The organism is Escherichia coli DSM 30083 = JCM 1649 = ATCC 11775 (genome assembly GCF_003697165.2).
GTDB classification, from domain to species: Bacteria; Pseudomonadota; Gammaproteobacteria; order Enterobacterales; family Enterobacteriaceae; genus Escherichia; species Escherichia coli.
In genome coordinates this window covers 1,665,413-1,689,770 of record NZ_CP033092.2, presented here as the reverse complement: position 1 = coordinate 1,689,770, position 24,358 = coordinate 1,665,413, and the positions used below count along the sequence as shown (strand labels likewise).

Sequence of the window (24,358 nt, the reverse complement as noted above, 5' to 3'; positions counted from 1 at the left end):
TGGCATGAAGCGATGAAATTATTCTTCTTCTGGCTCGTCGTCAACGTCCACTTCCGGAGCGATTTCATCGTCCCCTTCCGCGGCACTGCCGTCGATGGTATCCAGATCTTCCTCGTCAACCGGTTCAGCAACACGTTGCAGACCCACCACGTTTTCATCTTCCGAAGTACGGATAAGGATTACGCCCTGGGTGTTACGGCCTACGATGCTGATTTCCGAAACGCGAGTACGTACCAGCGTACCGGCATCGGTGATCATCATGATCTGGTCGCAGTCATCTACCTGCACCGCGCCAACCACTAAACCGTTACGTTCGGTAACCTTGATGGAGATAACCCCTTTCGTCGCACGCGACTTGGTTGGGTATTCCGCCACTGCGGTACGTTTACCATAACCGTTCTGCGTTGCGGTGAGGATTGCGCCATCGCCACGAGGCACGATCAGAGAGACGACTTTATCGCCTTCGCCTAAACGAATACCACGAACACCGGTGGTGTTGCAGCCCATCGCACGGACAGAAGACTCTTTAAAGCGCACCACTTTACCTTCAGCGGAGAACAGCATTACTTCGTCTTCGCCGCTGGTCAGGTCAACGCCGATCAGCTCATCGCCTTCAACCAGTTTGATCGCCACTTTACCGGCGGTACGCAGACGGTTGAATTCGGTGAGGACAGTTTTCTTCACGGTACCGTTAGCGGTCGCCATGAAGACTTTCACGCCTTCTTCAAACTCGGTCACCGGCAGGATCGCGGTGATACGTTCGTCCTGTTCCAGCGGCAGCAGATTGACGATCGGACGACCACGTGCGCCACGAGTAGCTTCTGGCAACTGGTAAACCTTCATCGAATAGACGCGACCACGGCTGGAGAAGCACAAAATATGGTCGTGAGTGTTCGCCACCAGCAGTCGGTCGATAAAGTCTTCCTCTTTAATACGTGCGGCAGATTTACCTTTCCCGCCACGACGCTGCGCTTCGTATTCAGAAAGCGGCTGATACTTCACGTAACCCTGGTGAGAAAGCGTGACCACCACATCTTCCTGGGTGATCAGATCTTCCAGGTTGATGTCGGCGCTGTTAGCGGTGATTTCGGTACGACGTTTGTCACCGAACTGTTCACGAACCAGTTCCAGCTCTTCGCGGATCACTTCCATCAGACGATCGGCGCTACCCAGAATACGCAACAGTTCCGCAATCTGATCCAGCAGCTCTTTGTATTCGTCGAGCAGTTTTTCGTGCTCAAGGCCGGTCAGTTTCTGCAGACGCAGATCCAGAATCGCCTGAGCTTGCTGTTCGGTCAGATAGTACAGACCATCACGCACGCCGAACTCTGGCTCCAGCCATTCCGGACGCGCAGCATCGTCGCCCGCACGTTCCAGCATCGCAGCAACGTTGCCCAGCTGCCACGGATTTGCAACCAGCGCGGTTTTCGCTTCTGCAGGCGTCGGCGCATGACGGATCAGTTCGATGATCGGGTCGATGTTCGCCAGCGCCACGGCTAATGCTTCAAGGATATGAGCACGATCGCGAGCTTTACGCAGTTCGAAAATAGTACGACGGGTCACTACTTCACGGCGGTGACGAACAAACGCCGCGATGATGTCTTTCAGGTTCATGATCTTCGGCTGACCATGGTGCAATGCCACCATGTTGATACCGAAAGAAACCTGCAACTGGGTCTGGGAGTAGAGGTTGTTAAGCACAACTTCACCGACCGCGTCGCGTTTCACTTCAATCACGATGCGCATACCGTCTTTGTCAGACTCGTCACGCAGCGCGCTGATGCCTTCCACGCGTTTTTCTTTTACCAGTTCCGCAATCTTCTCGATCAGGCGCGCTTTGTTCACCTGATAAGGAATTTCGTGGACGATAATGGTTTCACGTCCGGTTTTGGCGTCAACTTCTACTTCGGCACGGGCGCGGATATATACCTTGCCGCGACCGGTACGGTAAGCTTCTTCAATACCGCGACGACCGTTAATGATTGCCGCCGTCGGGAAGTCCGGCCCCGGGATGTGTTCCATCAGCCCTTCAATGCTGATGTCTTCATCATCGATATACGCCAGACAACCGTTGATGACTTCCGTCAGGTTGTGCGGCGGGATGTTGGTTGCCATACCTACGGCGATACCGGAAGAACCGTTCACCAGCAGGTTAGGAATTTTGGTTGGCATGACGTCCGGAATTTTTTCCGTACCGTCATAGTTATCAACGAAATCGACCGTCTCTTTTTCGAGATCAGCCATCAGTTCATGGGCAATTTTCGCCAGACGGATTTCCGTATAACGCATTGCCGCCGCAGAGTCGCCGTCGATGGAACCGAAGTTACCCTGACCGTCTACCAGCATGTAACGCAGCGAGAATGGCTGCGCCATACGGACGATCGTGTCATAAACCGCCGAGTCACCATGGGGATGGTATTTACCGATTACGTCACCAACGACACGGGCAGATTTTTTATAGGCTTTGTTCCAGTCATTGCCTAGTACGTTCATGGCGTAAAGTACGCGACGGTGTACCGGCTTCAGGCCATCTCGGACATCTGGCAGCGCACGGCCAACAATGACCGACATCGCATAATCCAGATAGGAGCTCTTCAGCTCTTCCTCAATGTTGACCGGTGTAATTTCTCTCGCAAGGTCGCTCATCTAACCGCTATCCCTCTACTGTATCCCGGATTCAAAGGTCGCAAATTATAACACAGCCGCGCAGTTTGAGGTAAACCTATACGCTTTATTCACATCCAATGCCTGATATACTCGTTTGTCTTGCCAATTACGGAGTAGAAGTGCCAATGAATGCCGAAAAATCGCCGGTAAACCACAACGTAGACCACGAAGAGATCGCTAAATTTGAAGCCGTCGCCTCCCGCTGGTGGGATCTTGAAGGTGAGTTCAAACCGCTGCACCGCATTAACCCGCTGCGTCTGGGCTATATTGCCGAGCGTGCTGGCGGTTTATTTGGCAAAAAGGTGCTCGATGTCGGTTGTGGCGGCGGCATTCTGGCCGAGAGTATGGCGCGGGAGGGCGCGACGGTGACCGGTCTGGATATGGGCTTTGAGCCATTGCAGGTGGCAAAACTGCACGCACTGGAAAGCGGCATTCAGGTGGATTACGTGCAGGAAACCGTGGAAGAGCACGCGGCAAAACATGCCGGACAGTATGACGTGGTGACCTGTATGGAGATGCTGGAGCACGTCCCCGATCCTCAGTCAGTGGTCAGAGCCTGTGCGCAACTGGTGAAACCGGGCGGCGATGTCTTTTTCTCGACGCTTAACCGCAACGGCAAGTCATGGCTGATGGCGGTGGTTGGTGCGGAATATATTTTGCGCATGGTGCCTAAAGGTACACATGATGTGAAGAAGTTTATTAAACCGGCAGAATTGCTGGGCTGGGTGGATCAGACCAGTCTTAAAGAACGGCATATGACCGGGCTGCATTACAACCCGATCACTAATTCCTTTAAGCTCGGCCCCGGCGTGGATGTGAACTATATGCTGCACACGCAGAATAAGTGAGGTTGTTGTTTGGATTCATCCGGCAACCGCGCCAAGCCTGATGCGACGCTTGCCGCGTCTTATCAGGCCTACAAATGCTCCCCGTAGGCCTGATAAGGCGTTTACGCCGCATCCGGCAACAGTGCTGGTCAGACAGCGATTACCATTTCACTGTCATCGACAAAAACCCTGCCGTCTGGGCAAAATCATCACTCCCTTTCTGCCACGCCACGCTGCCGCGCAGCGAAACTCGCTGACTGATATTGCCCGTTATTCCCACTTTTATTTCACCCCGTTGCTTCACCGCATCGTCACTGATAGTGCTGCCATCTTCTTCAATTTCCGTCGCATGGGGATCGTGATAATAATTCAGATCTAACGTTGGCGTGACACCAACAGCAGTACGCCATTCGCTGTGTAAACCCAGCCGCGTCTGAATATCATCACCCTGCGATTGTGACACGCGCGCATGGTTAGCGGCGGTAAAATCATCCTGCTGCACGCCCTGATAAATCACCTGCGTCTGCGGTTCAATCACCACACCATGCCCCGGTAACCACTGATAACCGGCTTCCAGCGAGGCGATAATCCCCGACGAGTGGTAATGATCCACGCCATCGTCTTGTTCGGAAACATCATTGTTAAACCACGCATATTGCAGCCAGCTATCCAACCAGGCCCCCTGCTTCTGATTACCGTGCTGATACCAGCTTGAGGTCAGCCCAACGGCATAACCGTGGTTCTGGTTATCGGCGCGAGTTCCGGTCATATTCGAGCGGCTGTCGCCCTGGTTATCGCTGTAGCCACCAACAATCCCAAGCATCCACTCGCCATCATCACCCCAGTGCCCGCTAAACAGGTTGCCGCTAAGCTGCACCGTAGAAGTGTCTTCATGCTGAGCCAACTGCCCTACCGCCGTGTAATGATAACGCCCGCCGATAACGCGTAAATTCAGCGTCTGACCATCGCCACCAGCGTGATCGCGTCGCTCCATCACAAATGCCTGATTTGCCGCCCGCAGGTTATTAAAATATCCACCAACTTTGGCATTCAACACCGGCTGGTAGGCAGGCGTAGGTTCCGGGTCGGGGGTTGGGTCGGGATCCGGCGTGGGATCAGGATCTGGAGTCGGGTCTGGATCAGGCGGCGGCGTCGGATTGACTTCTTGTGATCGCAGATACCAGTCGTTGTTATCTTCCACCAGCGTGTAGTCATACGCCCCCATATTGACGTAGCCGCTTCCTGCCAGACTGAACTGCGCATTGTTTTGAAACTGCGTGGGATCAGCTGCGAAATCAACCACTTTAATACCTGTAGATGTCGGTTCACCAATACCCGTAATGGGGTTAATTACCACGGCCGTGTTGCCAGCAGTATTACCGTTCAATACCAGTTGGTCACTTGCCGAGTCATCGCCGTTTAATTCGCTGTCGAGCAGTAGCGTACCGCCGCCGGTATAATCACCATTTACCGTCAGCGTGTTGCCAGCGACGCCATTTTGCAGACTGACAGCACCGGACGTATTGGTCAGATTGCCATTAACCGTCACGTCGGAAAGATAAGTCAGGCTGTCAGTTTCAAGGTTGGTATTAAGCTCACCTGCCAGCGTCACGCCATCGGTGGCATTCACCAGCGTACCGTCGCCGCTAAACAGCGAGGCATCCAGCGCCTGGTTCGTATCCTGCTGCGTCAATCGCAACACAGTACCATCGGTTATGTCGATATCGCCGCCAGAGGTGGCATCGATTGAACGAATATCCTGATTTTGCCCGGTTTCAAAAACACCGTCTTCCCCCACCCACAGTGAAGAAACATAAGGAATAATATTCTCCGCTTCACCTTTTAGCGTTCCGTCCTCCACACGTACCGCAGACGTCGCAGTGCCGCTGGCGGTCAACTCCAGCGTACCGCCGCCACTTTTAGTCAACGTGCTTACGCTATCCAGTTGTTGCCCGGTACTATCCGCCATCAACCCGCCCCATTGCGTATCTACGCCATCCTCAACGTGTATTTCGCCATCAGCGCGCATTTCAATATTCCTGCCCTGACCTGTTGTAGCCGAGCGAGTGTCAACATCAGTCGTCACATCCATTTCACTGTGTTGTTGGGGATCTGTGAAGATCACTGAACGGTTGTAACTTGTGTTCCCCAATTGCGAATTATCGCTGACTTCAAGCGTACCGGAGGCGATTTGCGTATTACCGAGATAACCGTTGTTATTCGCCAGCGTTACGCGCTGATCCCCCGCATTAATGACGACATAAACGCCATTCTGGCTGGCATCACTGCCGCCAATATGTAAATCATCGCCACTGCTGATATCAACGACATCATTACTGCCAATCACTGTCCCCCCGCTGCCGCTGATTTGCAGACCGTCATTGTATGAGCTATCGCCATCCCAGGTGGTGAAATCAGAGAGATCCAATACTCCGCCATTTAGCACGATCGATTGCGGATCGCTCTGCATTGCCCGTAAATCGGCCTGATTCCCCGCTAGCGACAATACGGCGTTATCTTCCACCACAATATCGCCGGTTAATGCCATCGACTGCGCCCCTGTCAGGAGATAGCTGCCATCTTGCGCTACCGTCAACTGTCCTTCACCCTGAATCGAGCCGGAAAAACCGCCCTGGTTTACGGTAACATTGCCGCCTGCGTCGATATTCAAAATGCCATTAGCAAAACCGGTTAATGAGTGCACAAACGTTTGTTGTGTATTGCCAACATTCAGTTCTGCCTGATACTCAGAATGAACAGTGCTGCCGACCATCAGACCAAAGCAATCCTGCGGATCGCTCTGACAGTGCGTGTCGCCGACATTCATTAACTCATCGCTGCGCCCCAACGTCACCTCGCCATTCTGGATACTTATCTCGCCGGTAAACGCATTATTGTCGGCATTGAGGACTAACTCTCCCGCTCCCTCTTTAACGATGACTCCCGTTCCGGCAAGAGAATCAATCGCGCCATCGTTGCTGGTATTGCCTATTACCAGCGTTTTATCGGCGGCAATGTTAAATTCAGCCACACTATGACCGATATACATAAAGCCCCCCGCCGCTGCCGTCGCCGAATGGTCATATCCCGAGGCGCTGTTATTTTCATCAATCATCACACCATTGTTTTGGTCATAATTATCATCAACAGAAATATCAATAAGATACGGGGATGTGGTGCTGCTGGTATAAATTGCGCCGCCATAACCTTCTGCATAGTTATTGGTAAAGGAGGTATTATTAATTATCGTTTTTCCTGAAAGATGTGTGTTATCCGTACTATTATCCGTAACATCAATGGCGCCGCCATCCCCATCACTATAACTTGTTGATGTATATGCCTGGTTATTATTAAAAGCATCATCACTTAAATAGACGTCATTATTGATGGTATAAATTGCACCGCCTTTGCCGTCATTAGCGATGTTATTGTGAAATACGGCGTTAGTGACACGTAAATCGGCTGCACCGGTATCATTGGTACCGGCAGAATAGATTGCTCCGCCATAGCCTCCTGCAACATTACTGTCGAAAATAACATTCGCAAGATTTATCGTTGAGTTTTCTTTAGCAAAGATAGCCCCACCATTATTATATTCGCCACTAACCGAGTTATCAGCAAACAGGGTCATCCCTGTTTCATTTTGTGGTGATATCGTAAATTCAGCACTGTGCTGCAAAAATACCGCGCCACCGCTGGCATTATTGGCCATACCCGAAAAAATCAACCATTGCCCATCCGCGATGCTCCAGTCCTGCATATTGCCTGAAAGGCTTTGCCTGCTGGCCTGACAGTTCGCTTTGATATCATATCCCTGGCATGAATCAATGACCGCTGCGGCACCGTTAGCAGAGAAAAGAGATGCAATCATTGACGGGAGTAAAGATAAATACTCCTTGCGTAGAGAGATAATCCGCATATTCATCTAACCATCATTTTCTATAAGATGGTGTATTTAATCGCATTATGCGATATAGGGTATTTTTCTTTTGTAAGTTCTGCCCCTGATGTAATAACTATTTTGTTATTATCTGATAATTAATTTAGATGCATCACAATTCAAATTAATAACTTTAAGGTAAATCGGTTATATTTAAACTGAATTAAAGCAATAAATAATATTCTTATAATAAATACAAAAGTAACAAATTGGCTTAGTATTTAACAATAACCGAATATAAAACAACCATTTCCGACTCAACAATCGCTTACACTCGCTTATATATTGACCACAACTGATACATCAGATTATGTGACGACTTGTGCTTAGATCAATTTTGACAATCATTAGCAACAAGATTAATAAACCATCTATATCAATTTACCTATCCTATTTTACCGTTCAAGAATTCACCGAACGGTTATTTTTAACAAATTTTTCTCTTCCCATTGACTTTCCCGGACACCTTGTCTGACCTAAGGTGCGCGGAAGCCACTTTTTCCTTCCTGAGTTATCCACAAAGTTATGCACTTGCAAGAGGGCCAGTTTCACACTATCTTGCAGTGAATCCCAAACATACCCCCTATATATAGTGTTCTTAGCAGCTTCCCTCACTACAGGTAGTCTGCATGAAGCTATTGAAAAACAGGTACGACATACATGAATCAGAATCTGCTGGTGACAAAGCGCGACGGTAGCACAGAGCGCATCAATCTCGACAAAATCCATCGCGTTCTGGATTGGGCGGCAGAAGGACTGCATAACGTTTCGATTTCCCAGGTCGAGCTGCGCTCCCACATTCAGTTTTATGACGGTATCAAGACCTCTGACATCCACGAAACCATTATCAAGGCTGCCGCAGACCTGATCTCCCGTGATGCGCCGGATTATCAGTATCTCGCCGCACGTCTGGCGATCTTCCACCTGCGTAAAAAAGCCTACGGTCAGTTTGAGCCGCCTGCGCTGTACGACCATGTGGTGAAAATGGTCGAGATGGGCAAATACGATAATCATCTGCTGGAAGACTACACGGAAGAAGAGTTCAAGCAGATGGACACGTTTATCGATCACGACCGTGATATGACCTTCTCTTATGCTGCCGTTAAGCAGCTGGAAGGCAAATATCTGGTACAGAACCGCGTGACCGGCGAAATCTACGAAAGCGCCCAGTTCCTTTATATTCTGGTTGCCGCGTGCCTGTTCTCGAACTACCCGCGTGAAACGCGCCTGCAATACGTGAAGCGTTTTTACGACGCGGTTTCCACATTTAAAATTTCGCTGCCGACGCCAATCATGTCCGGCGTGCGTACCCCGACTCGTCAGTTCAGCTCCTGCGTGCTGATCGAGTGCGGCGACAGCCTGGATTCCATTAACGCCACCTCCAGCGCGATTGTTAAATACGTTTCCCAGCGTGCCGGGATCGGCATCAACGCCGGGCGTATTCGTGCGCTGGGTAGCCCGATTCGCGGTGGCGAAGCGTTCCATACCGGTTGTATTCCGTTCTACAAACATTTCCAGACCGCGGTGAAATCCTGCTCTCAGGGCGGTGTGCGCGGCGGTGCGGCAACGCTGTTCTACCCGATGTGGCATCTGGAAGTGGAAAGCCTGCTGGTGTTGAAAAACAACCGTGGGGTTGAAGGCAACCGCGTGCGTCATATGGACTACGGGGTTCAAATCAACAAACTGATGTATACCCGCCTGCTGAAAGGTGAAGATATCACCCTGTTCAGCCCGTCCGACGTACCGGGGCTGTACGACGCGTTCTTCGCCGATCAGGAAGAGTTTGAACGTCTGTATACCAAATATGAGAAAGACGACAGCATCCGCAAGCAGCGTGTGAAAGCCGTTGAGCTGTTCTCGCTGATGATGCAGGAACGTGCATCTACCGGTCGTATCTATATTCAGAACGTTGACCACTGCAATACCCATAGCCCGTTTGATCCGGCCATCGCGCCAGTGCGCCAGTCTAACCTGTGCCTGGAAATCGCCCTGCCGACCAAACCGCTGAACGACGTCAACGACGAGAACGGTGAAATCGCGCTGTGTACGCTGTCTGCTTTCAACCTGGGCGCAATTAACAGCCTGGATGAACTGGAAGAGCTGGCAATTCTGGCAGTACGCGCACTCGACGCGCTGCTGGATTATCAGGATTACCCGATCCCGGCCGCCAAACGTGGAGCGATGGGTCGTCGTACGCTGGGTATTGGTGTGATCAACTTCGCTTACTACCTGGCGAAGCACGGTAAACGCTACTCCGACGGCAGCGCCAACAACCTGACGCATAAAACCTTCGAAGCCATTCAGTATTACCTGCTGAAAGCGTCTAATGAACTGGCGAAAGAGCAAGGCGCGTGCCCGTGGTTTAACGAAACCACTTACGCGAAAGGGATCCTGCCGATCGATACCTATAAGAAAGATCTGGATGCCATCGCTAATGAGCCGCTGCATTACGACTGGGAAGCACTGCGTGAGTCAATCAAAACGCACGGCCTGCGTAACTCCACGCTTTCTGCCCTGATGCCGTCCGAGACTTCTTCGCAGATCTCTAACGCCACTAACGGTATTGAACCGCCGCGCGGCTACGTCAGCATCAAAGCGTCGAAAGACGGTATTCTGCGCCAGGTGGTGCCGGACTACGAGCATCTGCACGACGCCTATGAGCTGCTGTGGGAAATGCCGGGTAACGATGGCTACCTGCAACTGGTGGGTATCATGCAGAAATTTATCGATCAGTCGATCTCTGCTAACACCAACTACGATCCGTCACGTTTCCCGTCAGGAAAAGTGCCGATGCAGCAGTTGCTGAAAGACCTGCTCACTGCCTACAAATTCGGGGTCAAAACGCTGTATTATCAGAACACCCGTGACGGCGCAGAAGACGCGCAGGACGATCTGGTGCCGTCAATCCAGGACGATGGCTGCGAAAGCGGCGCATGTAAGATCTGATATTGAGATACAGGATGCGGCGTGAACGCCTTATCCGGCCTACGGCTCGGTTTTGTAGGCCTGATAAGATGCGCCAGCGTCGCATCAGGCACAGGATGCGGCGTAAAATGCCTTATCCGGCATTAAACTCCCAACAGGACACATTCATGGCATATACCACCTTTTCACAGACGAAAAATGATCAGCTCAAAGAACCAATGTTCTTTGGTCAGCCGGTCAACGTGGCTCGCTACGATCAGCAAAAATATGACATCTTCGAAAAGCTGATCGAAAAGCAGCTCTCTTTCTTCTGGCGTCCGGAAGAAGTTGACGTCTCCCGCGACCGTATCGATTACCAGGCACTACCTGAACACGAAAAACACATCTTTATCAGCAATCTGAAATATCAGACGCTGCTGGATTCCATTCAGGGTCGCAGTCCGAACGTGGCACTGCTGCCGCTGATCTCGATCCCGGAACTGGAAACCTGGGTAGAAACCTGGGCGTTCTCAGAAACGATTCATTCCCGCTCCTATACCCATATCATCCGTAATATCGTTAACGATCCGTCTGTTGTCTTTGACGATATCGTTACCAACGAGCAGATCCAGAAACGTGCGGAGGGGATCTCCAGCTATTACGATGAACTGATCGAAATGACCAGCTACTGGCATCTGCTGGGCGAAGGCACCCACACCGTTAACGGTAAAACCGTAACCGTTAGCCTGCGCGAGCTGAAGAAAAAACTGTATCTCTGCCTGATGAGCGTTAACGCGCTGGAAGCGATCCGCTTCTACGTCAGCTTTGCCTGCTCTTTCGCATTCGCTGAACGTGAGCTGATGGAAGGTAACGCCAAAATTATTCGCCTGATTGCCCGCGACGAAGCCCTGCACCTGACCGGCACCCAGCATATGCTGAATCTGCTGCGCAGCGGCGCGGATGATCCGGAGATGGCGGAAATTGCCGAAGAATGTAAGCAGGAGTGCTATGACCTGTTTGTCCAGGCGGCACAGCAAGAGAAAGACTGGGCGGATTATCTGTTCCGTGATGGTTCGATGATTGGTCTGAATAAAGACATCCTCTGCCAGTACGTTGAATACATCACCAATATCCGTATGCAGGCAGTCGGTTTGGATCTGCCGTTCCAGACGCGCTCCAACCCGATCCCGTGGATCAACACCTGGCTGGTGTCTGATAACGTGCAGGTTGCTCCGCAGGAAGTGGAAGTCAGTTCTTATCTGGTCGGGCAGATTGACGCGGAAGTGGACACCGACGATTTGAGTAACTTCCAGCTCTGATGGCCCGCGTTACCCTGCGCATTACTGGCACACAACTGCTGTGCCAGGATGAACACCCTTCGCTTCTGGCGGCGCTGGAATCCCACAATGTGGCGGTTGAGTACCAGTGCCGCGAAGGTTACTGCGGCTCCTGTCGCACCCGACTGGTCGCAGGCCAGGTGGACTGGATTGCCGAACCGTTAGCTTTTATTCAGCCGGGGGAAATTTTGCCCTGTTGTTGCCGGGCAAAAGGCGATATTGAAATCGAGATGTGAATTGGTTTTAACGCCAGATACGACGCTTATACGTCTTATCTGGCCTACAACGATTACATAGCGTAGTAATATGCTTTCACCTGCTCCCAGTCCGCTTTGGGGATCGGCTCCAGATATTTTTCCAGCTGGCGGAAGTCATGATTAATCGCTTTATCACGACGCAAGCGGCGACGACTTTTCTCCAGATCAAGAAAACCAGCTTCTGCCTTACCTTCTGTTTTCACATAGATATGGCGAACATAACAACAGCCATGCTGACGATTAACGCTATGCATTTTCTTAAACGCCAGCGCCACTGCTTTCAACATGGCTTGCCGTACTTCGTCAGAATAAGGCGATACTGCATGCCGGGCATACCAGTCAGCAATGCTGATGAACCCCGCCATATCTTCAGTCACCAGCAACGCGCGCCATTCACCCTCAACTTTCACCGCTTCACCAAAAACGATCTTCGGCACGATGACACCGGCCCGTTCCAGTTCTTTAATTACCGCAACCTCACGGACAATCGTTGGTCGGCCGAACGGATAACGTACGGAATGAAACAGATGATGCGTCATGCGCTTTACATACAGCTTTTTGCCGTTGCGCTCGACGCATTGCACCCCGCTCATACCATTACGGCGATAGTTAGGCTCTTCAACCCAGTCGCCCTCTGTTGCCCACCAGTGATTAAATTCGTCGTGTTTTGCTGAAACTGCCATACCCTATCGCCTGTCGTTTTTTATTAACGACAATGACTATAGATGTTTAGCTGAGGAAAATCTTAATAATACGTGTTGTATTGACGAGTATCTTATGCCGGGAACAAGTCATCTCGCTCAAAATAATTGCAATTAAGGATAACCCACAGACTTTAATGAAGAGTGGTATCGGATAGCACATAAGTGCCATCCGGTAGTTAATTTACTCTTTATTAAGGAATTTTACTGCCTTATCAGGGAAATCAGTAAATAGCCCATTTACACCCGCTTTGTTATACAGAGCATCATATAACTGATTCACATCAGTAGTGTATTCAGGCAGTTTATCTGACCGCACGGTATAAGGATGCACTACCAGTTTATTCTGCTGAGCATCTTGCACCATGCCAGTGAGTTTGATATTACCCGGCTGCGATGTCTCCTCAATCAACATATGGTAATCCGGACCAATACCATCAGCATATTCCGCCACCTGTTTCATGGCACCCGGCTTAAACATCCAGTCGTAATTGTAATTAACCCAGCTTCCGTCCGGCTGTTTCTGCTGCGTTTCATTCCAGTCGGTATAGGCAATCAGCTGTACCAGATTGAGATCCATGCCCATTTTAGGTTCCAGCTCATTCTTAATACGCTTCAGCTCATCAGCATCAAAACATTGCAAATAAACTTTGTCGTCCTTACCGGTGTAACCATATTTCTTCAGCACTTCCAGCGTTTTTGCCGCAATATCCTTCCCTTCCTGATGATGGAACCACGGCGCTTTAATTTCTGGATAGATACCGATATTTTTCCCGGTAGAGTGGTTTAACCCCTGAACAAATTCAATCTCTTCTTCAAAGGTGTGCACCCGGAAGTCAGATTTACCCATTGGGAAACGCCCCGGATAAGTCTGCACTTTTTTACCGTTTTCAATATCGAAACCTTCGGTAAATTTCAGCGACTTAATTTCATCCAGCGTGAAATCTATCGCGTAGTAACGACCGTCTTTGCGCGCCCGATCCGGGAAACGATCGGCAACATCAGTAACACGATCGAGATAATGGTCATGCAGAACAACCAGATGGTCGTCTTTGGTCATCACCAAATCCTGTTCCAGATAATCCGCTCCCTGCGCATACGCCATCGCTTTTGCTGGCAGCGTATGCTCCGGCAAATATCCACTGGCACCGCGATGGGCGATGACTATTTTTTCGTTGCTGTCCGCCGCCATTGCACTACTTCCCATGACTATAGTGCTCATCATGATCGCCATGCTAAGGTTTTTCAGCGTCAATTTCATGCCATTAGCCTCCGTTGCGTTTTTGCAGTAATTGTTCATGGCGACGTTTTTCGCCAATCATCACAACAATCAACAAGATAACCGCCAGAATGCTGCCGCCAATCATTACCATAAAGCCGCCATCCCAGCCGAAGAAGTCCACGGTGTAGCCAACAATCGCGCTCGCCGCCACCGAACCGCCGAGGTAACCAAACAGCCCGGTAAAACCCGCTGCCGTACCTGCCGCTTTTTTCGGTGCCAGTTCCAGCGCATGTAGACCGATCAGCATCACAGGGCCATAGATCAGGAAGCCGATAACAATCATACAAATCATATCGACGGTTGGGTTACCTGCCGGGTTCATCCAGTAAACGATAGTCGCGATGGTCACCAGTGTCATAAAGAAGACGCCGGTTGCCCCACGGTTACCACGAAAGACTTTATCCGACATCCAGCCGCACAGCAGGGTGCCCGGAATACCTGCATATTCATAAAGGAAGTAGGCCCAGGAGGATTTATCCAGCGCGAAATGCTTAACCTCTTTCAGATAAGTCGGTGACCAGTCGAGGATGCCGTAACGCAGCAGATAAACGAACACGTTGGCGATGGCGATATACCACAGCAGTTTGTTCGGCAGCACGTACTGCATGAAGATCTGCTTCGCGGTCAGCTCCTGTTCCGCTTTTTCGTTATAGTCGTCCGGATAATCATTTTTGTACTCTTCGATCGGCGGCAGGCCACAGGATTGCGGGGTATCGCGCATCATCGCAAAGGCGAACAGTGCCACCAGAATGGCGCAGAAAGCGGGCATATAGAGCGCCGCGTGCCAGTCATTGAACCAGGCCATCCCCAGCAGGAACAGCAGCGGCGGAATACCACCACCGACGTTGTGCGCACAGTTCCACACTGACACAATGCCGCCACGTTCTTTCTGCGACCACCAGTGCACCATAGTACGACCACACGGCGGCCACCCCATCCCCTGGAACCAACCGCAGAGGAACAACAGTACAAACATCACCGCAATGCTCGACGTCGCCCATGGCACAAAGCCCATAAACAACATCACTGCCGCCGCCAGAATCAAACCTGCGGGCAGGAAAACGCGCGGATTCGAGCGATCCGATACCGAACCCATGATGAATTTCGAAAATCCATAAGCAATCGAGATCCCCGAAAGGGCAAAACCTAAATCACCGCGTGAGAATCCCTGCTCAACCAGATAAGGCATAGCGAGCGCAAAGTTCTTACGAACCAAATAGTAAGCAGCATAGCCAAAGAATATCCCCAGGAAAATTTGCCAGCGCAATCGACGATAAGTCGGATCGATCTCCGCGGTAGGTAAGCGCGCTTTGTGTGGCGCTGGTTTAAAAATACTCAACATTGATAGCCTCCGTGGCCCGTGGTCTTATTTATGATTAACAGCCTGATTCCGTGGGAGAACCTGCCGTTTCTTGAGTTGCCGCGATGTTAAGAAAACATTCATAAATTAAATGTGAATTACCGCACACATTATTAAATACGATGGTTGAAATGTTCAGAATGACGCATGAAATCACGTTTCACTTTCGAATTATGAGCGAATATGCGCGAAATCAAACAATTCATGTTTTTACTATGGCTAAATGGTAAAAAACGAACTTCAGAGGGATAACAATGAAAACTCGCGACTCGCAATCAAGTGACGTGATTATCATTGGCGGTGGCGCAACGGGAGCCGGGATTGCCCGCGACTGTGCCCTGCGCGGGCTGCGCGTGATTTTGGTTGAGCGCCACGACATCGCAACCGGTGCCACCGGGCGTAACCACGGCCTGCTGCACAGCGGTGCGCGCTATGCGGTAACCGATGCGGAATCGGCCCGCGAATGTATTAGTGAAAACCAGATTCTGAAACGCATTGCACGTCACTGCGTAGAACCAACCAACGGCCTGTTTATCACCCTGCCGGAAGATGACCTCTCCTTCCAGGCCACTTTTATCCGCGCCTGCGAAGAAGCAGGGATCAACGCAGAAGCCATTGAGCCGCAGCAAGCGCGCATTATCGAACCTGCCGTTAACCCGGCACTGATTGGCGCGGTGAAAGTTCCGGATGGCACCGTTGATCCATTTCGTCTGACAGCAGCAAACATGCTGGATGCCAAAGAACACGGTGCCGTTATCCTTACCGCTCATGAAGTCACGGGGCTGATTCGTGAAGGCGCGACGGTGTGCGGTGTTCGTGTACGTAACCATCTCACCGGCGAAATTCAGGCACTTCATGCGCCTGTCGTAGTTAATGCCGCCGGGATCTGGGGGCAACACATTGCCGAATATGCCGATCTGCGCATTCGCATGTTCCCGGCGAAAGGATCGCTGCTGATCATGGATCACCGCATTAATCAGCATGTGATCAACCGCTGCCGCAAACCTTCCGACGCCGATATTCTGGTGCCTGGCGATACCATTTCGCTGATTGGCACCACCTCTTTACGTATTGATTACAACGAGATTGACGATAATCGAGTGACGGCAGAAGAAGTTGATATTCTGCTGCGTGAAGGGGAAAAACTGGCCCCCGTGATGGCGAAAACGCGCATTTTGCGGGCCTACTCTGGCGTACGCCCGCTGGTTGCCAGCGATGACGATCCGAGCGGGCGTAACGTCAGCCGTGGCATCGTGCTGCTCGACCATGCTGAACGCGATGGTCTGGACGGGTTTATCACCATCACCGGTGGCAAACTGATGACCTATCGGCTGATGGCGGAATGGGCTACCGACGCCGTATGCCGCAAACTGGGAAACACGCGCCCCTGTACGACCGCCGATCTGGCACTTCCTGGTTCACAGGAACCCGCTGAAGTTACCTTGCGTAACGTCATCTCCCTGCCTGCCCCGCTGCGCGGTTCTGCGGTTTATCGTCATGGCGATCGCACGCCTGCCTGGCTGAGCGAAGGCCGTCTGCACCGTAGCCTGGTATGTGAGTGCGAAGCGGTAACTGCGGGTGAAGTGCAGTACGCGGTAGAAAATTTAAACGTTAATAGCCTGCTGGATTTACGCCGTCGTACCCGTGTGGGGATGGGCACCTGCCAGGGCGAGCTCTGCGCCTGCCGCGCTGCCGGACTGCTGCAACGTTTTAACGTCACGACGTCCGCGCAATCTATCGAGCAACTTTCCACCTTCCTAAACGAACGCTGGAAAGGCGTGCAACCCATCGCCTGGGGAGATGCACTGCGCGAAAGCGAATTTACCCGCTGGGTTTATCAGGGATTGTGTGGTCTGGAGAAGGAGCAGAAAGATGCGCTTTGATACTGTCATTATGGGCGGCGGCCTCGCCGGATTACTCTGTGGCCTGCAACTGCAAAAACACGGCCTGCGCTGTGCCATTGTCACTCGTGGTCAAAGCGCGCTGCATTTCTCATCTGGATCGCTGGATTTGCTGAGCCATCTGCCGGATGGTCAACCGGTGACAGACATTCACAGTGGACTGGAATCTTTGCGTCAGCAGGCACCTGCCCATCCTTACACTCTTCTCGGGCCACAACGCGTGCTCGATCTCGCTTGCCAGGCGCAGGCATTAATCGCTGAAAGCGGTGCGCAATTGCAGGGCAGCGTAGAGCTGGCTCACCAGCGGATTACACCGCTAGGCACTCTGCGCTCAACCTGGCTAAGTTCGCCAGAAGTCCCTGTCTGGCCGCTGCCCGCGAAGAAAATATGCGTGGTGGGAATTAGCGGCCTGATGGATTTTCAGGCGCATCTTGCGGCGGCTTCGTTGCGCGAACTCGACCTTGCCGTTGAAACCGCAGAAATAGAACTGCCGGAACTGGATGTCCTGCGCAATAACGCCACCGAGTTTCGCGCGGTGAATATCGCCCGTTTCCTTGATAACGAAGAAAACTGGCCGCTGATAATTGATGCGCTAATCCCTGTCGCCAATACCTGTGAAATGATCCTGATGCCCGCCTGTTTCGGCCTGGCCGATGACAAACTGTGGCGTTGGCTGAATGAAAAACTACCTTGTTCACTGATGCTTCTGCCAACACTACCACCTTCAGTGCTGGGGATACGTCTGCAAAACCAGTTGCAGCGTCAGTTTGTGCGTCAGGGCGGTGTGTGGATGCCAGGCGATGAAGTGAAAAAAGTGACCTGTAAAAATGGCGTGGTGAATGAAATCTGGACGCGCAATCACGCCGATATCCCGCTGCGCCCACGATTTGCGGTGCTTGCGAGCGGCAGTTTCTTTAGCGGCGGACTGGTGGCAGAACGTGACGGCATTCGCGAGCCGATTCTCGGCCTTGATGTGCTACAAACCGCTACGCGGGGTGAATGGTATAAGGGCGATTTTTTTGCGCCGCAGCCGTGGCAGCAGTTCGGTGTAACCACTGATGAGGCGCTACGCCCGTCGCAGGCGGGGCAAACCATTGAGAACCTGTTTGCCATCGGTTCGGTGCTGGGCGGATTTGATCCCATCGCCCAGGGATGCGGCGGCGGTGTTTGTGCCGTCAGTGCTTTACATGCCGCTCAACAGATTGCCCAACGCGCAGGAGGCCAACAATGAATGACACCAGCTTCGAAAACTGCATTAAGTGCACCGTCTGCACCACCGCCTGCCCGGTGAGCCGGGTGAATCCGGGTTATCCGGGGCCAAAACAAGCCGGGCCGGATGGCGAGCGTCTGCGTTTAAAAGATGGCGCACTGTATGACGAGGCGCTGAAATATTGCATCAACTGCAAACGTTGTGAAGTCGCCTGCCCGTCCGATGTGAAGATTGGCGATATTATCCAGCGCGCGCGGGCGAAATATGACACCACACGCCCGTCGCTGCGTAATTTTGTGTTGAGTCATACCGACCTGATGGGTAGCGTTTCCACGCCGTTCGCACCCATCGTCAACACCGCTACCTCGCTGAAACCGGTGCGGCAGTTGCTTGATGCGGCGTTAAAAATAGACCACCGTCGCACGCTACCGAAATACTCCTTCGGTACGTTCCGTCGCTGGTATCGCAGCGTGGCGGCTCAGCAAGCGCAGTATAAAGACCAGGTCGCTTTCTTTCACGGCTGCTTCGTTAACTACAACCATCCGCAGCTAGGCAAAGATTTAATTAAAGTGCTCAACGCGATGGGTACCGGCGTACAACTGCTCAGCAAAGAAAAATGCTGCGGCGTACCGCTGATCGCCAACGGTTTTACCGATAAAGCACGCAAACAGGCAATTACGAATGTAGAGTCGATCCGCGAAGCTGTGGGAGTAAAAGGCATTCCGGTGATTGCCACCTCCTCAACGTGTACATTTGCCCTGCGCGACGAATACCCGGAAGTGCTGAATGTCGACAACAAAGGCTTACGCGATCACATCGAACTGGCGACCCGCTGGCTGTGGCGCAAGCTGGACGAAGGCAAAACGTTACCGCTGAAACCGCTGCCGCTAAAAGTGGTTTATCACACTCCGTGCCATATGGAAAAAATGGGCTGGACGCTCTACACCCTGGAGCTGTTGCGTAAAATCCCGGGGCTTGAGTTAACGGTGCTGGATTCCCAGTGCTGCGGTATTGCGGGAACTTACGGTTTCAAAAAAGAGAACTACCCCACCTCACAAGCCATCGGCGCACCACTGTTCCGCCAGATAGAAGAAAGCGGCGCAGATCTGGTGGTCACCGACTGCGAAACCTGTAAATGGCAGATTGAGATGTCGACAAGCCTTCGCTGCGAACATCCGATTACGCTGCTGGCCCAGGCGCTGGCTTAAACTCCTTTCTGATGCCCGGTAAGCATGTGGTTACCGGGCATTTTTGCGTACACGATTCCGCGCTCAATGTATACGTTGCAACGCAGTGAAAATTCCTCTGAAAACGTCTCGCAAAGGCTGAAACTGGCAGATGTCAAAGGCCTGGGATAACCGTAATGTCGCGTCATCATAAATATCAGGTGACGGACAACCATGACCGAATCAACAACCTCCTCCCCGCATGATGCGGTATTTAAAACCTTTATGTTCACACCCGAAACCGCACGGGATTTTCTCGAAATACATTTACCAGAACCACTGCGCAAGCTTTGCAACCTGCAAACCTTACGCCTGGAACCCACCAGTTTTATTGAAAAAAGTTTACGCGCTTACTACTCGGATGTTTTGTGGTCGGTGGAAACCAGCGACGGTGACGGCTATATCTACTGCGTGATTGAACATCAAAGTTCTGCAGAAAAGAATATGGCTTTTCGACTAATGCGCTATGCCACCGCCGCCATGCAGCGCCATCTGGACAAAGGCTATGACAGAGTCCCGCTGGTGGTGCCGTTGCTGTTTTATCATGGCGAAACCTCGCCCTACCCATACTCACTTAACTGGCTGGATGAGTTTGATGATCCGCAACTTGCCCGGCAGTTGTACACCGAAGCTTTTCCGTTGGTGGATATCACCATCGTACCTGACGATGAGATCATGCAACATCGGCGTATAGCTCTGCTGGAACTGATTCAAAAGCATATTCGCGACCGCGATTTAATCGGTATGGTCGACAGGATCACCACGCTTTTGGTTAGAGGCTTCACTAATGACAGTCAGCTACAAACACTGTTTAATTATCTGCTGCAATGCGGCGATACCTCCCGTTTCACCCGTTTTATTCAGGAGATTGCCGAACGTTCACCACTACAAAAGGAGAGATTAATGACTATTGCTGAACGGCTGCGGCAGGAAGGGCATCAAATTGGCTGGCAGGAAGGTAAAATTGAAGGTTGGCAGGAGGGGAAATTGGAGGGTTTGCAGAAAGGCAAAGTAGAAGGTATGCATGAACAAGCCATTAAAATTGCCTTGCGCATGCTGGAACAGGGCTTTGAACGTGAGATTGTGCTGGCGACAACCCAACTCTCTGATGCTGATATTCCGAACTGTTATTAAAAGGAGAGATTAATGACTATTGCTGAACGGTTACGGCAGGAAGGACATCAAATTGGCTGGCAGGAGGGTAAATTAGAAGGCATGCATGAACAAGCCATTAAAATTGCCTTGCGCATGCTGGAACAGGGCATTGATCGTGACCAGGTGCTCGCGGCCACTCAGCTAAGCGAAGCCGATCTGGCAGCGAATAACCACTAATTAACACAGGCCCACAGCCGATCCCCATGGGCCTTTGATATCAATAACTACCTTTTACGCGTGGCCCATTTTTGCCTGATTTAAACATCGCCAGTCGTTGATCCAGGGCATCGCTGTAGAGCATCGTGTCAACGCCAACAGCGACAAAGTTCGCTCCCCACGCCAGGCATTGCTGCGCCATATCAGGAGCCACAGCCAGAAAACCAGCAGCTTTACCCGCAGCACGGATCCGCCGAATGCTGGTTTCAATAATTCGCTGCACTTCCGGGTGCCCGGCGTTATCCGGGTAGCCCAACGACGCAGAAAGATCCGCAGGTCCAATAAACACGCCATCAATCCCTTCAACATCGAGGATTTCGTCCAGGTTATCCAGTGCCGTTTTACTTTCCACCTGCACCAACAGACAAAGCGAATCGTTGACTTGCGCCATGTAATTCTCAATGCGTCCCCAGCGTGCAGCCCGTGCCACACTGGCCCCAACACCACGCTCACCGTAGGGAGGATAGCGCGTGGCAGACACCACCTGACGTGCCTGATCGGCAGTATCGACCATCGGGATCAGTAGAGTTTGCGCGCCAATATCCAGGACTTGTTTAATCAGCGGCTTACTGCCTTCCACCGGACGGATCACGGGGTGGCTGGCATAGGGCGCTACCGCCTGTAGCTGGTGATAAAGATCCTGAATGGTGTTTGGCGCATGCTCCCCGTCAATCAGCAACCAGTCATAACCGGAAGTGGCGGCAATTTCTGCCATATAGGCAGTCGTTGAGCTTAACCACAGACCAATTTGCACTTCGCCCTTGCGTAAACGTTCTTTAAAGGGATTGGTTAATAATGCGTTCATCGTGTTCCTTAAACTATTTAATGATGTGCCACGTCGGTCTGCGCAACAGTGCGATTTACACGCAGAGTGAAAATAATCAGCGAACCGATGACCGCCACCGCTGCCAGCGTCAGTAATCCCGCCGCATCGCTGGAAAATAACGTTTCTGCTTTCACGCGCAGGATCGGGGCAATAAACCCGCCCACTGCACCAAACAGGTTTATAAAACCAATCCCCGCAGCCAGCGCCGTACCGGAAAGAAGCTGTGTCGGCATCGTCCAGAACACCGGTTGCACGGCAATAAACCCGATGGCTGCAACACACAGTGCTACGATCGCCAGTACTGGAGAAAGCAGCCCGGACAGACCAATACCAATGCCCGCCGCCAGTAATGTCAGCGCTGCGACATTACGCCGTTCGCCGGTTTTATCGGAGTAGCGCGGAATAAGCCAGGTCCCAAACAAGGCCGCAACCCACGGAATGGCGGTGACCACCGACGCCGTAAAGCCCACTTTTGTTCCCAGCAATGCCGCAACCTGGGTCGGCAGGAAGAAAATTAATCCGTAAACCGCTACCTGAATGGTCAGGTAGATAATCGCCAGTTGCCAGACTCGGCCATTACGCAACGCATCGCTCAGTCGCGAAGTCACTTTCTGTTGTTCTTCACTTGCCAGTTGATTGATAAGTAACGTTTTTTCTTGTTTACTCAGAAAACGTGCCTGCTCCGGTGTGTCATCAAGCCAAAAGAATGTGAATACCCCAGCGCCGACTGCCAGCAATCCTTCAATCACAAACATCCAGAACCAGCCGGGATGCCCCATAAATCCATGCATCTCCAGCAGCGCGCCGGAAAGCGGTGATCCCAGTGTTAACGCCAGCGGTGCGCCCATATAGAACAGCCCCATAATGCTGGCGCGATTACGCTGCGGAAACCATTGCGAAGTGAGATAAATCATACCAGGGAAAAACCCGGCCTCCGCAGCACCAAGCAGAGTGCGAACGATCAGAAATTTCGCTTCAGTATCGGCCCATGCCATGGCAGCCGAAAGAAATCCCCACAGCAGTGTTGTCGTACCAATCCAGGTTCTGGCCCCCAGTTTGCGCATCAAAAGATTCGCCGGAACCCCCAGAAACGCGTATACCACAAAGAAAATGCCTGCTCCCAGCGCATAAGCTTCATTACTCAGCCCGGTATCAATCTGGTAGGTCTGTTTGGCAAAACCAATATTCGAACGGTCGAGAAACGCCAGCACATACAGCGCCAACATAAACGGAATTAAACGCGCGCGGTTTTTCTTCACCACGGCGTCAAGCAAAGCGGTGCTCATAAAAAGCTCCTTAGAATATGTGGGCGTTACCGTTGTCACAGCAACGCCCGGAGTGATTAGTGGCTGTAGGGGCGTTTCAAATTGCAGTCACGATTGAGTTCGACGCCGAAACCGGGTTTATCAAGCACTGATTTATGAATACGACCATTCACCGGTACTGGCTCATTAAGCAGAATCGGATCAAATTGTGGACGCATCGTTGAACAATCCGGGCTGGTCATCAGGAATTCGCTGAATGGCGTATTGGTGAAGGTGATCACCGCATGGTGGGAGTAAACAGACGAACCGTGTGGCACCACCAGTTGCCCCCTGGATTTGGCGATTGCGGCAATTTCCACCAGCGTGGTTAAGCCACCGCACCAGCCAACATCCGGCTGCATAATGTCGATACCGGTTTCTGAAAGCGTACGGAAAGATTGCAGTGTGCCGTGGTGCTCACCGCTGGTGACCATCATCCCCGCTGGTGCGTTGTGTTTCAGTTCGCGATAACCTTCATACTGCTGTGGCGGCAGGCACTCTTCGATCCATTTCAGGTTATAGGGCGCGCAAGCGTGGGCCAGTTTGGTGGCATAGTTCACGTCCTGACTCATCCAGCAGTCGAGCATTAACCAGAAATCCTCACCGCATTTTTCACGCATATCCGCGACCATAGCGGCATCTTTGCGGATCCCCGCATCGCCATCATGTGGCCCCCAGTGCGTCGGCATTTTGCCACCGATAAAGCCCATCTCTTTTGCCAGATCCGGACGCGCACCTGTGGCGTAGAACTGAATCTCATCACGAACTGCGCCGCCTAAAAGTTTATAAACCGGAAGCCCGACCACTTTGCCGAACAGATCCCACAGAGCCAGATCGACACAGGAAATCGTATTCATCACCAGGCCACCAGAGCCGGAGTAATACAGGGTGGCATTGAGCATTTGATCGTGGATCAGTTTGATATCACTGACACATTTACCCTCAATGAAACGGTTAAGGTGTTTTTCGACAATAAAACAGCCCATTTCACCGGCTGTCGAAACGGCGAATCCGGTCTGGCCGTTTTCTGCTTCGACTTCAACAACCAACGTGCCAAGAACGTTAATGCCAAATGACTGGCGTGACTGCTCGTAATCGCGGTATTTACTCATCGGGGTGGCAATATGATCGTCTATCCAGTGATTCGCCCCCTGGTCGTGATAATCACCGCCGCCAGCGCCTTTTTCTGCTATCGCACCGCCAGTAAACCAGGCGCGAACCTGTTTAATTTTTGGTAGGGTCATG

General features: G+C 51.7%; 16 protein-coding genes and 1 pseudogene. 9 read left to right on the top strand and 8 right to left on the bottom strand.

All coding sequences use genetic code 11. The features are described 5' to 3' along the window. Positions 1-18: 18 nt before the first annotated feature. Positions 19-2,646, bottom strand: a complete 2,628-nt coding sequence (gene gyrA, locus EAS44_RS09145) for a DNA topoisomerase (ATP-hydrolyzing) subunit A (protein WP_001281253.1) — start codon at positions 2,644-2,646, stop codon at positions 19-21. Positions 2,647-2,792: 146 nt separating this feature from the next. On the opposite strand from gyrA, the gene ubiG reads away from it, so the two are divergent. Beyond that, positions 2,793-3,515 carry a bifunctional 2-polyprenyl-6-hydroxyphenol methylase/3-demethylubiquinol 3-O-methyltransferase UbiG gene (ubiG, locus tag EAS44_RS09140; RefSeq protein WP_000990768.1) on the top strand — a complete coding sequence of 241 codons (723 nt, stop codon included), beginning with the start codon at positions 2,793-2,795 and terminating at the stop codon, positions 3,513-3,515. A 139-nt stretch (positions 3,516-3,654) separates the two neighbouring features. Here the strand turns inward: ubiG and yfaL are convergent, their stop codons facing one another. Next, on the bottom strand, positions 3,655-7,413 hold the full coding sequence (gene yfaL, locus EAS44_RS09135; protein ID WP_001351169.1) for an AIDA-I family autotransporter adhesin YfaL/EhaC: 3,759 nt from the start codon (positions 7,411-7,413) through the stop codon (positions 3,655-3,657). A 681-nt stretch (positions 7,414-8,094) separates the two neighbouring features. Between yfaL and nrdA the strand changes: the two genes are divergently transcribed. The 3 genes from nrdA (at position 8,095) to yfaE (ending at position 11,911) form a co-directional block, all read left to right on the top strand. Continuing rightward, a complete protein-coding gene (nrdA, locus tag EAS44_RS09130) occupies positions 8,095-10,380 on the top strand; it encodes a class 1a ribonucleoside-diphosphate reductase subunit alpha (protein ID WP_001075170.1) in 2,286 nt (761 codons plus the stop codon). A gap of 146 nt (positions 10,381-10,526) precedes the next feature. After that, positions 10,527-11,657 (top strand): class Ia ribonucleoside-diphosphate reductase subunit beta, encoded by a 1,131-nt coding sequence (gene nrdB / locus EAS44_RS09125; RefSeq protein ID WP_000332036.1) that lies wholly within the window; start codon positions 10,527-10,529, stop codon positions 11,655-11,657. Further along, complete coding sequence (gene yfaE, locus EAS44_RS09120) at positions 11,657-11,911, top strand: ferredoxin-like diferric-tyrosyl radical cofactor maintenance protein YfaE (protein ID WP_000135040.1); 255 nt, start codon at positions 11,657-11,659, stop codon at positions 11,909-11,911. The genes nrdB and yfaE overlap by 1 nt, the downstream gene beginning before the upstream one ends. Positions 11,912-11,964: 53 nt before the next feature. Here the strand turns inward: yfaE and inaA are convergent, their stop codons facing one another. The 3 genes from inaA to glpT all read right to left on the bottom strand — a co-directional run bounded on the left by inaA (position 11,965) and on the right by glpT (position 15,257). After that, positions 11,965-12,615: a lipopolysaccharide kinase InaA gene (gene inaA / locus EAS44_RS09115; protein ID WP_000301034.1), complete on the bottom strand. Its 651-nt coding sequence runs from the start codon at positions 12,613-12,615 to the stop codon at positions 11,965-11,967. 202 nt (positions 12,616-12,817) lie between these two features. Further along, positions 12,818-13,894 carry a glycerophosphodiester phosphodiesterase gene (glpQ, locus tag EAS44_RS09110; RefSeq protein WP_000779084.1) on the bottom strand — a complete coding sequence of 359 codons (1,077 nt, stop codon included), beginning with the start codon at positions 13,892-13,894 and terminating at the stop codon, positions 12,818-12,820. Between the two features lie 4 nt (positions 13,895-13,898). Continuing rightward, a complete protein-coding gene (gene glpT, locus EAS44_RS09105; RefSeq protein ID WP_000948752.1) occupies positions 13,899-15,257 on the bottom strand; it encodes a glycerol-3-phosphate transporter in 1,359 nt (452 codons plus the stop codon). A 272-nt stretch (positions 15,258-15,529) separates the two neighbouring features. On the opposite strand from glpT, the gene glpA reads away from it, so the two are divergent. From glpA to EAS44_RS09080, 5 genes and pseudogenes are all read left to right on the top strand, one after another. Continuing rightward, complete coding sequence (gene glpA / locus EAS44_RS09100) at positions 15,530-17,158, top strand: anaerobic glycerol-3-phosphate dehydrogenase subunit A (protein ID WP_000857229.1); 1,629 nt, start codon at positions 15,530-15,532, stop codon at positions 17,156-17,158. Beyond that, on the top strand, positions 17,148-18,407 hold the full coding sequence (gene glpB / locus EAS44_RS09095) for a glycerol-3-phosphate dehydrogenase subunit GlpB (protein ID WP_001209932.1): 1,260 nt from the start codon (positions 17,148-17,150) through the stop codon (positions 18,405-18,407). Before glpA ends, glpB begins: the two co-directional genes overlap by 11 nt. Then, positions 18,404-19,594 (top strand): anaerobic glycerol-3-phosphate dehydrogenase subunit GlpC, encoded by a 1,191-nt coding sequence (glpC, locus tag EAS44_RS09090; protein WP_001000377.1) that lies wholly within the window; start codon positions 18,404-18,406, stop codon positions 19,592-19,594. Before glpB ends, glpC begins: the two co-directional genes overlap by 4 nt. A 192-nt stretch (positions 19,595-19,786) precedes the next feature. After that, on the top strand, positions 19,787-20,746 hold the full coding sequence (locus EAS44_RS09085) for an ISNCY family transposase (protein WP_000140576.1): 960 nt from the start codon (positions 19,787-19,789) through the stop codon (positions 20,744-20,746). Beyond that, positions 20,747-20,944, top strand: a pseudogene (locus EAS44_RS09080) (hypothetical protein); the annotation flags it as partial. A 40-nt stretch (positions 20,945-20,984) separates the two neighbouring features. Here the strand turns inward: EAS44_RS09080 and yfaU are convergent. The 3 genes from yfaU to rhmD are packed head-to-tail and all read right to left on the bottom strand — an operon-like array spanning position 20,985 to position 24,357. Next, positions 20,985-21,788: a 2-keto-3-deoxy-L-rhamnonate aldolase gene (gene yfaU, locus EAS44_RS09075; RefSeq protein ID WP_000992976.1), complete on the bottom strand. Its 804-nt coding sequence runs from the start codon at positions 21,786-21,788 to the stop codon at positions 20,985-20,987. Positions 21,789-21,805: 17 nt separating this feature from the next. Continuing rightward, positions 21,806-23,095, bottom strand: coding sequence for an MFS transporter (yfaV, locus tag EAS44_RS09070; RefSeq protein WP_001297939.1), 1,290 nt, complete (start codon positions 23,093-23,095; stop codon positions 21,806-21,808). Positions 23,096-23,151: 56 nt separating this feature from the next. Next, positions 23,152-24,357 carry an L-rhamnonate dehydratase gene (gene rhmD, locus EAS44_RS09065; RefSeq protein WP_001350710.1) on the bottom strand — a complete coding sequence of 402 codons (1,206 nt, stop codon included), beginning with the start codon at positions 24,355-24,357 and terminating at the stop codon, positions 23,152-23,154. Position 24,358: the final 1 nt, after the last annotated feature.